The 12,368-nt window shown below is 72.3% G+C and carries 11 protein-coding genes; 5 read left to right on the forward strand and 6 right to left on the reverse strand.

What is annotated here, in order from left to right; translation table 11 throughout:
• Positions 1-16: 16 nt before the first annotated feature.
• The 5 genes from ACWDAK_RS03625 to ACWDAK_RS03645 all read right to left on the reverse strand — a co-directional run bounded on the left by ACWDAK_RS03625 (position 17) and on the right by ACWDAK_RS03645 (position 5,565).
• Positions 17-592, reverse strand: a complete 576-nt coding sequence (locus ACWDAK_RS03625) for a GNAT family N-acetyltransferase (RefSeq protein ID WP_427394368.1) — start codon at positions 590-592, stop codon at positions 17-19.
• A complete protein-coding gene (locus ACWDAK_RS03630; protein ID WP_427394369.1) occupies positions 589-1,887 on the reverse strand; it encodes a lysine N(6)-hydroxylase/L-ornithine N(5)-oxygenase family protein in 1,299 nt (432 codons plus the stop codon). Before ACWDAK_RS03630 ends, ACWDAK_RS03625 begins: the two co-directional genes overlap by 4 nt.
• 37 nt (positions 1,888-1,924) lie before the next feature.
• Entirely contained in the window at positions 1,925-3,463 is a 1,539-nt protein-coding gene (locus ACWDAK_RS03635) for a pyridoxal phosphate-dependent decarboxylase family protein (RefSeq protein ID WP_427394370.1), read from the reverse strand.
• Positions 3,464-3,654: 191 nt separating this feature from the next.
• Positions 3,655-4,509, reverse strand: a complete 855-nt coding sequence (locus ACWDAK_RS03640) for a siderophore-interacting protein (protein ID WP_344634558.1) — start codon at positions 4,507-4,509, stop codon at positions 3,655-3,657.
• A 3-nt stretch (positions 4,510-4,512) separates the two neighbouring features.
• Positions 4,513-5,565, reverse strand: coding sequence for an ABC transporter substrate-binding protein (locus ACWDAK_RS03645; RefSeq protein WP_427394371.1), 1,053 nt, complete (start codon positions 5,563-5,565; stop codon positions 4,513-4,515).
• Between the two features lie 124 nt (positions 5,566-5,689).
• Here ACWDAK_RS03645 and ACWDAK_RS03650 point away from each other — a divergent pair, with 124 nt between their 5' ends.
• The 5 genes from ACWDAK_RS03650 (at position 5,690) to ACWDAK_RS03670 (ending at position 11,467) form a co-directional block, all read left to right on the forward strand.
• Positions 5,690-6,754: a FecCD family ABC transporter permease gene (locus tag ACWDAK_RS03650; RefSeq protein WP_427394372.1), complete on the forward strand. Its 1,065-nt coding sequence runs from the start codon at positions 5,690-5,692 to the stop codon at positions 6,752-6,754.
• Positions 6,755-6,824: 70 nt separating this feature from the next.
• Complete coding sequence (locus ACWDAK_RS03655) at positions 6,825-7,853, forward strand: FecCD family ABC transporter permease (protein WP_427394373.1); 1,029 nt, start codon at positions 6,825-6,827, stop codon at positions 7,851-7,853.
• A gap of 46 nt (positions 7,854-7,899) precedes the next feature.
• Positions 7,900-8,838, forward strand: a complete 939-nt coding sequence (locus tag ACWDAK_RS03660; RefSeq protein ID WP_427394374.1) for an ABC transporter ATP-binding protein — start codon at positions 7,900-7,902, stop codon at positions 8,836-8,838.
• Positions 8,835-10,889, forward strand: coding sequence for a penicillin acylase family protein (locus tag ACWDAK_RS03665; RefSeq protein WP_427394375.1), 2,055 nt, complete (start codon positions 8,835-8,837; stop codon positions 10,887-10,889). Before ACWDAK_RS03660 ends, ACWDAK_RS03665 begins: the two co-directional genes overlap by 4 nt.
• Positions 10,886-11,467 (forward strand): GNAT family N-acetyltransferase, encoded by a 582-nt coding sequence (locus ACWDAK_RS03670; RefSeq protein ID WP_427394376.1) that lies wholly within the window; start codon positions 10,886-10,888, stop codon positions 11,465-11,467. The genes ACWDAK_RS03665 and ACWDAK_RS03670 overlap by 4 nt, the downstream gene beginning before the upstream one ends.
• 134 nt (positions 11,468-11,601) lie before the next feature.
• Here the strand turns inward: ACWDAK_RS03670 and ACWDAK_RS03675 are convergent, their stop codons facing one another.
• A complete protein-coding gene (locus ACWDAK_RS03675; protein ID WP_427394377.1) occupies positions 11,602-12,315 on the reverse strand; it encodes an alpha/beta fold hydrolase in 714 nt (237 codons plus the stop codon).
• Positions 12,316-12,368: the final 53 nt, after the last annotated feature.

Below are 12,368 nucleotides of genomic sequence, written 5' to 3' on the forward strand. Positions count from 1 at the left end.
TCTGCCCCCGGAAGGTTCAGCACGGGGTCACTCCTTGGATAGCGGCGAGGAACTGCTCGCGGGTGCAGACGCTGAGCAGCGCCTCCTTCTCGGGCTTGGTGACCGGGCCGACCACCTCGAAGCCGACGGCGGCGTTCAGCGCGTGGACCGCCGTGTTGCGGACGTCCGGCTCGACCACCACGCGGCGGGCGGCCGGATCGGTGAGGACGAACGCCATCACGGTGGTGATCACGGCCCGGGTGAAGCCGTGCACCGGTTGGTCGGTGGGTGCGCAGAGGAAGTGCATGCCGACGTCTCCCGGCTGGGCGTCGTACAGGCCGACGAGTTCCAGCCGGGCCGGGTCGTAGCGTTCGACGAGGAAGGCCGCCTCGCCGTCGACCAGGCCGATGTAGGCGTCGTGGCACGGGTGTTCGGCTATCTTGCGGTACTCGCTGCGGACCTCGGACACATCGGCGTCCTGCATCATCCAGAACGCCGCCTTGGGGTGGGTCACCCAGCCGTGCAGCAGCTCGGCGTCGGCGTCGGGGTCGAGCGGGCGCACCGCCATGGTGCCGAGCCGCGCGTCGGTGCGGGAGAAGAGGATGCCACTCATGCGACCAGCCCCTCCGGCGCGCCGAACTCCTGGAAGGCGATGGACTTCTCTATCGGGTAGACCTCGCGGCCCAGCAGCTCGCGGATGATCCAGGAGTTGCGGTACGGGCCCATGCCCAGGTCGGGTGAGGTGATGCTGTGGGTGTGGGTGCCGGCGTTCTGCAGGAAGATCTCGCGGCCCGTGGTGTCGATGCTGTAGTTGCGGGCGACGTCGAAGCGGCCGTGCCCGTCCCAGCGGATCCGCTCGTGCAGCGGCGCGAGGAAGGCCGGGGTCCGGTAGCGGTAGCCGGTGGCCAGGACCAGTCCGTGGGTGGCGAGGCGGAAGTCCCGACCCTGCTCCTCGTGGCGCAGTCCGAGGGTGTAGAGGCCGGTGGCGGGGTCGTGGACGGCGCTGTGCAGCGCGGTGTTGGTCATCAGCCGCGTGGGCACCGGGCCCTTGACGCTCTTCTGGTAGAGCAGGTCGAAGATGCCGTTGATCAGGTCGGCGTTGATGCCCTTGAACAGGCCCTTCTGTTCGGACTCCAGCCGGTGGCGGGTGTCCTCGGGGAGGGCGTGGAAGTAGTCCACGTACTCGGGCGAGGTCATCTCCAGGGTGAGCTTGGTGTACTCCAGCGGGAAGAACCGCGGCGACCTGGTCACCCAGTTGAGCCGGTAGCCGTGGGCGTCCATCTCGGACAGCAGGTCGTAGTAGATCTCGGCGGCGCTCTGGCCGCTGCCGACGACGGTGATGCTCTCCTTCGTCTGCAGGGCCGTCTTGGCCTCCAGGTAACCGGAGTTGTGCACGGCGTCGCCGGCGAGGCCCTGGCAGGCTTCGGGAACGTACGGCGGGGTGCCGGTACCCAGGACGAGGCGCCTGGCGCGGTACGTGGTGGTCTCGAAGGTGCCGGGCCGCACCGCGTGGACGAGGTACACGCTCGCGCGCGGGTCGTACTCGACCGAGGTCACCTCCTGGTCGAAGCGGATGCCGCGCAGCTTGGCGGCCGCCCAGCGGCAGTACTCGTCGTACTCGCTGCGCACCGGGTAGAACATCTCGCGGATGTAGAAGGGGTACAGCCGGCCGGTCTCCTTGAGGTAGTTGAGGAAGGAGTACGGCGAGGTCGGGTCGGCCAGGGTGACCAGGTCGGCCATGAAGGGGGTCTGCAGGGTGGCGGACTCCAGCAGCATGCCGGGGTGCCAGTCGAAGTCCGGCTTGCTCTCCAGGAACAGGCCGTTCAGCTCGTCGAGCGGCTCGGTCAGGCAGGCCAGGCCCAGGTTGTAGGGGCCGAGCCCGATCCCGATGAAGTCGTAGGTGGTCATGCGCGTCTCCGGGGTGGGTGTCGGGGGTGGGCGGGGGTCAGCCGGCCTGGCGGCAGAGCTCGGGGGCGGCCTTCCGGCTCAGGTAGTCCTCTGCGTGGCCGGCCAGCAGGTCGAGGACGTGGGCGATGTCCGCGAGCGTGGTCTCGGGGTTGAGCAGGGTGAACTTCAGGTAGTGCCGGTCGTCCACCTTGGTGCCGGCGACCACCGCCGCGCCGGAGGCGGCCAGCGCCTCGCGGGCGAACAGGTTGGCGTCGTCGGCGAGTTCGCGTGCCGGCCCGGCCTCGGGCAGGTAGCGGAAGACCACGGTGCTCAGCTGGGACCTGGTGACCACCTCGAAGCGCGGGTCCTCGGTGAGCAGTTCCCAGGCCTGCGCGGCGCGGTCGACGACCTCGTCGAAGAGTTCGCCGATCGCGTCGGCGCCCATGATGCGCAGGGTGAGCCAGAGCTTGAGGGCGTCGAACCGGCGGGTGGTCTGCAGGCTCTTGTCGACCTGGTTGGGGATCTTCTGCTCGGCCATCCGGGCCGGGTTGAGGTAGTCGGCGTGGTAGGTGGCGTGACGCAGCACGGCGGCGTCGCGGACCAGCAGCGCACTCGAACTGACCGGCTGGAAGAAGGACTTGTGGTAGTCGACGGTCACCGAGTCGGCCCGCTCGATCCCGTCCAGCAGGTGCCGCCTGGTGCGGGAGGCGAGCAGTCCGCAGCCGTACGCGGCGTCCACGTGCAGCCAGGCGCCCGCGGCGGCGCACAGGTCGGCGATCTGCGGCAGCGGGTCGATGGAGCCGAAGTCGGTGGTGCCGGCGGTGGCGACCACGGCCATCACCGTCAGGCCCTCGCGGCGGCAGCGGTCGAGTTCGCGGGCGAGGACGGCGGGGCGCATCCGGCGGTCCTGGTCGGTGGCGACCGGGATGACCGCGTCCGGGCCGAGGCCGAGGAGCTTCGCGGACTTCTGGACGCTGAAGTGGCCGGCCGCGGAGGCGAGGATGCGCAGCTTCGGGAGGAGCTCGGCCCTGGTCGGCGATGTGTCCGAACCGGCGGCGGCCCGGGCACGGGCCTCCTCGCGGGCGAGCAGCAGGGCGTGCAGGTTGGACTGGCTGCCGCCGCTGGTGAACACGCCGTCGGCCGCCGGGCCGAGGCCGATCCGCTCGGCGGTCCAGTCGATCAGCCGGCGCTCGATCAGGGTGCCGCCGGCGCTCTGGTCCCAGGTGTCGAGCGAGGAGTTGACGGCGCTGAGGATGGCCTCGCCGAGCAGGGCCGGGATGACCACCGGGCAGTTGAGGTGCGCCAGGTAGCGCGGGTGGTGGAAGTACACGGCGTCCCGCAGGTAGACGTCCTCCAGCTCGGCGAGGGCGGCGGCGGGGTCGTGCAGCGGCTGTTCCAGGTCGACGGCCGATATCTCGGGTGCGAGCCGGTCGGGGGTGGTTCCACTGAAGGGGCGTTCGGTGCGGGCGATCCGGGCGGCCACCCGGTCGATCCCGGCGGTGAGCGAGTGCCGGTATCCCTCCACCGTACGGCCGTTGAAGAGGTGCTCCCTGGCGCCTGCCGGCCGGGTCTCGACGGGGTGTCCCTGGAAACTCATGAGTGGTCCTCAACAGTCGCTGCTGCCATTGCTTAGGTAAGCCTATCCTAACTTTTACCAAGAGTTCGACCACGTTCGTGATGGATCGTCACGATTGACCGATCCGGCGTCAGACATGCGTGAGGGGCGCCGTGCGGGCGACCCGCCGCCACCGCAGCAGGGTTGCCCACACGGCGCCCCTCGGAAGAGAACTAGGCTCGTGCCTCGACCCGGAGGTCCTCCTCGGAGACGCCCTTGCGCCAGTAGCCGGAGAAGTTGACCAGCCGCCGGTCGATCCCCAGCTCGCCCACCAGGTACCGCCGCACCGCCTTCACCAGGCCGGACTCGCCGGCGATCCACGCGTACGGCGAACCGTCCGGGAGTTCGGCCGCCCGGATCGCGTCCGGCAGTGTGCTCCGGCCGTTGCGGATCAGCCAGGTGATCTCCACCTCGCCCGAGCTCGGCAGGTCCTGGATGTCCTCGGGACTGGGGACCTCGATCCACACCCTGGCCCTGGTCCCGGCCGGCAGCCAGTCCAGGATCCCGCCGACGGCTGGCAGGCCGGTCTCGTCGGCGGCGAGCAGCACCCAGTCGGTGCCGGCCGGCGGACGGAACCCGACACTGCGGTTGTCTGCCATCGCCGGGCCCAGCAGGCAGACCCGGTCGCCGGCCGACGCCCGCGCGGCCCAGCGGGCCGCCGGCCCCGCCGCCGCACCGGCCGCCGGCCCCTCGGCGCCGTGCAGCGCGAAGTCCACGTCCAACTCGGCGAGTTCGGGCCGCTGCGCGCGGATCGTGTACGAGCGCATCACCGCCCGCCGCTCCGGGTGGATGGCCCGCCAGTCGGCGTACCAGCTCTCGCCGAACCGCGCCGGCACCACCGGCTCGCGCTGCCCGGGGCGCGGCAGGAATAGCGAGAAGCTCTGGTCCCGGCCGCCCGAGGCGAAGTCCTTCAACTGCTCACCGCCGAAGGTGATCCGCGTCATCGTCGGTCCGAGGCGGCAGGTGCGCACCACCTCGGCCGCGAAGAGCCGGAACTGCGAGGTCACCGGGGCGAGTTCGGTCGCCATCGGTCAACTCACCTTCTTGGCAGCCTCGATGGCCTTGGCCAGGCTCTCCAGCAGCGGCGCGGCACCCGCGTAGGAGAACCGCGGCACCGAGTTCCACGGGGTGATCTGCCCCGCCCGGACGGCGGGCAGCTGGGACCAAGCGGGCTTGGACGCGAGGTCGGACGGCTGCAGCGCGGTGTTGCGCTCGTCCAGCAGGATCAGGCCCGCCGGGTACTTGCCGGCGTTCTCCCAGCTGAGGCTCTCGAAGTAGCCGCCCTCGTCCAGCTTGTCCGGGACGATCAGGTCCACGCCGAGTTCGGCGAAGTACATCAGATCGGTGCTGATCTTCGGGTTGGAGGCGTAGAAGACGTCCGAACTGCCGGACGCGGCGAGCACCCTGAGACCGCCGTTCGCCTTGGCCGCCTTGCGCACGCGCTCCGCCGCCGCCTCGAACCGCGCCTTGGCGTCGGTGACCTTCCTTGCGTTCAGGTCCGCACCGAGCGCGGCGGCGAGCTCGGCATAGCGCTTGATCGGCTCGGTCATCGGCAGCCGGGCGGTGGCGATGGCCACGCTGGGGGCGAGCTGGAGGATCTTGTCCTTGCTCTCGTCCGGGACGTACCAGAGCGCGTCCGGGTTGTACATGTGGGTCACCAGCAGCTCGGGCCGCAGGCTCGCGTACTTCTCGATGCTGAACTCGCCCCAGACGTTGCCGAGGACCGCCACCTTGTCGACGTCGAGGTCGCCGGCCTGCGGATCGGGCTTGCCGTCCGCCAGCTTGGTCTCGCCGAAGACGCCGACGATCTGCCGGTCCAGGCCGAAGTCGACCAGGGCGGCCGCCGTACCGGTGAAGGCCACGATGCGGATGGGGGTGGTCTTGGCGGTGACCTCCTTCTTCCGGTCGTCGGTGAAGGACCACGGGCCGGAGGATCCGCCCTTCGCGTCGGTCGAGTCCTTCCCCGCCGAGCTCGAACTCCCCTTCCCGCCGCAGGCGGTGAGCAGGGTTCCGACGGCGGCGGCACCGCCGGCGGCCAGCAGGCCGCGACGGGAGAGGCGGGCGGAGGTGGTGGAACGCGGCATGACGGACTCTCGCTCGTGTGATTGAAATACGGTCAGAACCAGACGGCAGGATTAGGTTAACCTAACCTAAGTCCCTGTCCAGTGGGAGTGCCCGTCACCTCCCCGTCCGCTCCGGAGCCCTCCTGTGTCTGCCACCACGTCACTTCAGGCCCGCCGGGACCCGGAGATCCCGCAGTCACCTCGCGGGCGCCCGCCGAGCCGGCGCAACACGGTGCGGGCCGCTGGACTGCTCGGCTGCCTGCTCGCCCTGCTCCTGGTCCTGCTGCTCAGCATCGCCTTCGGCGCCAAGCAGCTCCCACCCGGCGAGGTCTGGCACGGGCTCTTCGACAGCGACTCGCCCGGGTACACCGCCGTCCACCGGATGCGCCTGCCGCGCACCCTGCTCGGACTGCTGGCCGGCACCGCCCTCGGGCTGGCCGGCGGCATCATGCAGGCGCTGACCCGCAACCCGCTCGCCGACCCCGGGCTGCTGGGCATCAACGCCGGTGCCGCGGCCGCCGTCGCCGCCGCGACCACCCTCCTCGGTGTCACCGGCTTCACCGGCTACGTGTGGTTCGCACTGGCCGGGGCCGCCCTGGTCTCGGTCCTGGTCTACGCGGTCGGCGGCGGACGCGGGGCCACCCCCGCCCGGCTGGCCCTCGCCGGCTCCGCGCTCAACGCGATGCTCTACTCGTTCGTCAGCGCCGCCATGCTGCTCGACACGGCCTCACTGGAGCAGATGCGGTTCTGGACGGTCGGCTCGCTCGCCAGCGCCCAGCCGGCCACCATCGCAAGGCTGCTGCCCTTCGTCGCCGCCGGAGTGCTGCTCGCCCTCGCCCTGGCCCGGCCGCTCAACGCCATGGCCCTCGGCGACGACTCGGCCCGCGCCCTCGGCGCCCGGCCCGCACTGGTCCGGGCCGCCGCGATCCTGGCCGTCACCCTGCTGTGCGGAGCGGCCACCGCCGCCTGCGGCCCGATCGTCTTCGTCGGCCTGATGGTCCCGCACCTGGTACGCGCCCACACCGGCCCGGACCTGCGCTGGCTGCTCCCCTACTGCGCGCTGCTCGCCCCCGTCCTGCTGCTCGGCGCCGACGTGCTCGGCCGCCTGCTCGGCCGGCCGGGCGAACTCCAGGTCGGCATCGTCACCGCCGTCCTCGGCGGCCCGTTCTTCCTCTACTTCGCCCGACGCGGAAAGGTGGCGCGAGCATGAACGAACGCGAACTCTCCATCAGCAAAGGCGCGTTGGCCTCGCGCCCGACGGACCAGGCCGGGAGGGCCGGATGAGCGTGCTACGGATCGGCGACACCCTCTCCCTGCGCTACCGGCCCCGGGCACTGGTGGCCGGGACGCTGTGCGCGCTGCTGGCGCTCGCGGTGGGCGTGGTCGCCCTCGGCAGCGGCGACTACCCGATGAGCCCGGCCGAGGTGCTCGCCACCCTCACCGGTGGCGGCTCACCCGCCCAGGACTTCATCGTCAACGAACTACGGCTGCCCCGCCAGGTCACCGCCCTCGCCGTCGGCGCGGCGCTGGCACTGGCCGGAGCGCTGTTCCAGTCCCTGGTCCGCAACCCGCTGGGCAGCCCCGACATCCTCGGCTTCACCCAGGGCGCCTCCACCGGCGCCCTCGTCGTGGTGGTCACCGGCGGCAGCAGCCTGGCACTGGCCACCGGAGCGGTGGCCGGCGGCCTCGTCACCGGTGCCGTGATCTACGCCCTCGCCTGGCGCGGCGGCGTGCACGGCAGCCGGCTCGTCCTGGTCGGCATCGGCAGCGCCGCCATCCTCACCGGCGTCAACGGCTACCTGCTCACCCGCGCCCAACTCATGGACGCCGCAAGGGGAGTCCTCTGGCTCACCGGCAGCCTCGACGGCCGCGGCTGGGACGACGCACTGCCCGTGCTGGCCGCACTCGCGGTGCTGGCCCCCGTGGTGCTGCTCGGCTGCGGACGCGCCCTGCGGATGATCGAGATGGGCAACGACGCGGCCGCCGGAGTCGGCGTCCCGGTCGAACGGCTGCGCCTGGTCCTGCTGGCAGCCGCCGTCATCCTCGCCTCCCTCGCCGCTGCCGCCGCCGGCCCGGTCTCCTTCGTCGCACTCACCGCACCCCAGGTCGCCCGCCGGCTCACCCGCAACCCCGGGCCCAACCCGCTCGCCTCGATGTGCGTCGGCGCGGCCCTGCTGATCAGCGCCGACCTGGCCGCACAGCAGCTGTTCACCGGACGCCAGCTGCCGGTCGGCGTGGTGACCGGCGTACTCGGCGGCGGGTACCTGATCTGGCTGCTCGCCACCCAGCGCAGGGCGGGCCGGATATGAGCGACACAGGGCGGAACCGGGACGGGCGCCGCCGCACCCACCGGCCATGAGCGACACACCTACGCACCGAAACGGAGCACCTGCCTTGGAGCACGATCAGGCGCCGGACCCGGCCCGGCTGACCGGCCGGGAGCTGACCCTCTCCTACGAGCAGCGGGTCATCGCCGAGGACCTCACCGTCACCATCCCCGACCGGTCCTTCACCGTCCTCGTCGGCCCCAACGCCTGCGGCAAGTCCACCCTGCTGCGCGCGCTCTCCCGCACCCTCAAGCCCGCCGCCGGCACAGTCCTGCTGGACGGGCAGGACATCCACACCCGGCCGGCCAAGCAGGTAGCCCGCACCCTCGGCCTGCTCCCCCAGTCCTCCGTGGCGCCCGGGGGCATCGCGGTGTCCGAACTGGTCGCCCGCGGCCGCTACCCGCACCAGAGCCTGCTACGCCAGTGGTCCGGGGAGGACGAACGCGTCGTCGAGGAGTCGATGGCCGCGACCGGCGTCGCCGAACTCGCCGACCGTACGGTGGACGAGCTCTCCGGCGGACAGCGCCAGCGCGTCTGGATCGCGATGGCGCTGGCCCAACAGACCCCGCTGCTGCTCCTGGACGAACCGACCACCTACCTGGACATCGCCCACCAGATCGAGATCCTCGACCTGTGCGCCCGCCTGCACGAGGAACAGGGCCGCACGCTCGTCGCCGTGCTGCACGACCTCAACCACGCGGCGCGGTACGCCACCCATCTGATCGCCATGCGCGCCGGACGCATCGTCGCCTCCGGAGCCCCGAAGGACATCGTCACCGCCGAGCTGGTCGAGGAGGTCTTCCGCCTCCCCTGCCGTGTCATCGACGACCCCGAAACGGGCACACCGCTGGTCGTCCCGGCGGCCAGGACGGCCAGGACGGCGCGGACGGGCGCGCCCGCCTCGACCTGGCAACGCCTACGTCCCGCCCACGGAGCAGAGTCGAATCACCATCAGGAGAACCGTTGAGCATCGAGGTCTACCGCGACCCCTGGGGCATACCCCACCTGCGCGCCGGCAGCCCACTCGAACTCGCCCGCGCCCAGGGGCGGAACGCCGCCACCGACCGCGCCTGGCAGCTCGAGGTGGAGCGCCACCGCGCACAGGGCACCAGCGCCGCGCTCCTCGGGCCGGAGGCCGTCCCGTGGGACCGCTTCGCCCGCCGGGCCCGCCTGGCGGACACCGCCCGCCGCTGCTTCGACGCCCTCGACGCCGACACCGCCGCGTGGGTACGGGCCTATGTCGACGGCGTCAACGACGCCCTCCCCCAACAGGCCGATCACGCACCGGAGTTCGCCGAAACCTCGGTCGAACCCGGCAGCTGGCGACCCTGGACCCCGCTGGCCCTCTGGCTCTCCCACCACATCCTCTTCGCCGGCTTCCCGGCCAAGCTCTGGCGCGACCTGGTCGCCCACCGGCTCGGCGACCACGCGATCGGCCTGTTCGCCACCGACGGACCGGCGACCTCCGGCAGCAACGGCTGGCTGGTGCCCGGTGACCGGACCGCGACCGGCGCGGCCCTGATCGCGGGCGACCCGCACCGCTTCATCGAGGCACCGGGCATCTACCAGCAGATCCACCTGGTCTGCCCCGAGTTCGACGTGGTCGGACTGGCCGTGCCGGGCGTGCCCGGCATCGCGCACTTCGGCCACACCGGCAAGGTCGCCTGGGCGATCACCAACGCGATGGCCGACTACCAGGACCTCTACCGCGAACGCCTCCGGCGCACCGGCGACCGGACCGAGGCCCTCGGACCGGACGGCTGGCGGCCCGCGGCGACCCGCACCGAGACCATCGAAGTGGCGGGCGCCGACCCGGTCACGGTGCGGATCGTCGAGACCGAACGCGGCCCCGTCGTCGCCGGCGCGGACACCGAGGACGGCGAGGCGATCAGCCTGCGGTACCCACCCAGGGTCCGCGCGGACCTGGGCTTCGCCGCACTGCCCGCACTGCTGCGGGCGACCACCGTGGCCGACGTCGACCGGGCCTTCGACCACTGGGCGGAGCCCGTCAACGTGGTCCAGGCGGCCGACACCGAGGGCGGCATGCTGCACCGGGTCGCGGGCACGGTACCGCTGCGGCACCCGGACAACCGCCTTCGCGTGGTGGACGCCTGGCGGCCCGGCCACCAATGGCGTGGCTGGTACGGGCCGATGCCGCGCGAGGTGGTGACGGGCGTCGCGGTGATGGCGAACCAGCGCGGCATCGCCGAGCCGCTGGGCGTCGAGTTCGCCCCATCGCACCGGGCCGATCGGATCGGCGAGTTGCTCGGCCGGCACTCCGCCTGGACGGGTCCGGACATGGCGGCCGTCCACACCGACACCCACCTCGGTTCGGCCCGCCCGCTGCTCGACCCGCTGGCCGCGCTCCCCGGCCTGAGCCCGGAGGCCGCCCGCCTGCGGGACCGTCTCCTCGCCTGGGACCGGCGGATGGCGGCGGACAGCACCGACGCCACGTCATACGCACGCCTGCGCAGCGCGGTGGTCCGCAGACTGGCCGCCCATCCCGCGCTGTCCGCGCTGTCCGGCCCGGTGCCGTACCCGGAGGTCTTCCTACCCTGGCTGGCCCTCGTCCCGCGCGTGGCGTACGGCCTTCAGGCGCTGCTGGGCAGCGACCTGCTGCCCGAGTCCGACCGGGCCGAGCTCATCCGCGCGGCCGTCGAGGAGGTGGCCACCGCCGGGGAGCCGGACACCCCCTGGGGCATGCTCCACCGGCTCGCGCCCTGGCAGGCGCTGCCCGGCGGTCCACCTGAGGGCGCCTGGCCCGCCCTGGCCGGCGACCACGACTGCGTGCTCTCCACATCGAGCGTCCCCGGTGTCACCGACCTCAGTGCCCGAGGGCCCGCCGCCCGCTACGTGTGGGACCTGGCCCGCCGCGAGGACAGCCTCTGGGTGGTACCGCTCGGCGCCAGCGGCAGACCCCGAAGCGCCCACCACCACGACCAGTTGCCGCTCTGGCTGCGCGGCGACCTCGTCCCCGTGATCACCGACTTCACCCTGCTGACCGAGGAACGAACATGACTGACCCCCTGGCCCACCGTCGCACGGCCGTCCACGAGCGGACCGTCGAAGGCTTCGGCACCGTCCGCGTCCTCCCGCTCGACCCCGCGACCGACGCCGAGGTGGTCCACGGCTGGGTCACCCAGGAGCGGGCCCGGTTCTGGGGCATGCTCGACGCCGACCGGGCACGCGTCCAGGAGATCTACGAGTACGTGGACTCGCTGAGCACCCACCACGCGTACCTGATCCACCACGAGGACCGGCCCGCCGCACTGTTCCAGACCTACCAACCGGAGCACGACCCGGTCGGCGAGTGCTACCAGGTCCGGCCCGGCGACTTCGGCATCCACCTGATGATCGGCCCCGTGCTCGGCGACCCGGTGCCGGGCTGGACCGGCACCCTGCTCTCCGTCTTCCTCGGCCACGTGCTGGCGGACCCGGCCCGGCTGCGCCTGGTCGCCGAACCCGACGCCCGGAACGACCGGGCGATCGCACGGCTGATCCGGACCGGTTTCACCCCCGGGCCGGAGATCCAACTGCCGCACAAGCGCGCCCGCTTGCTCTTCCTCGACCGGGCCGACTTCACCGGCGCGGGCTGACCGACGGCCCGGGCCACCGGGTTCCACGACCGCCTACCAGTAGCGCGCCGCGCGCGGGCGCGTGGCGGACCGGGCATCCGCCGCGGCGGGGCTACCCGGTCACGGCCAGGGACTCCAGGGCTGACAACCGCCCCTCAGCGGCCGGCCGTGGCAGCACCCACCGCCGGCCGCAGAAACTCCAGGACCACCTCGGCGAACTCCTCGGGCATGGTGTTGTGCACCATGTGTCCGGCCTCCAGAGTGACGATCCGACAGTCCGGCAGCCGCCAGGCCAGTTCCGCGATCCGGTCCTGCGGCACATGGCTGCCGGACCCGCCGGCCACCACCAGGGTGGGCACCGTGATCTCCGGCATCCGCGTGAGCCACCCCGAGTCGGGGCTGTCCACCTGCCCCCTGATCGCCGGGACCACCGCCCAGTCGAAGACCGTTGGCTCCTCGGGCTTCGTCGGGGTGGACGGCTCACGCGGGAACGGTGGCGGTACGTCCTCCAGTACCAGCCGCCGGATCCGCTCCCCGTGTTCCTGGGCGAGCAGATAGGCCACCACCCCGCCCATCGAGTGCCCGACCAGATCCACCCGGTCGAGGCCCAGCTCGTCCAGGAACCCGAGCACGTCCTCCCGCATCAGCTCGAAGGAGTACTCCCCCGGCTGGTCACTGCACCCGTGCCCCCGCAGGTCCAGCGCATGGACCCGCCAGTCCCGCGCGAACGCGGGCACCACGCCCTCCCACCCCGAGGCCTCCTCTCCCAGCGCGTGCAGCAGCAACAACGCCGGTGCCCCCGCCGGCCCGGACACCTGGTAGGCCAGCCGGAGCCCGCCACTCACAACCACCTCGTGACGCTCAGTCATGTCGCCGCACCTAACCCGGTCTGCCCGTCGGCGGCCACCTGTCCGCATTCAGC

It is taken from the genome of Kitasatospora sp. NPDC001175 (genome assembly GCF_053598215.1).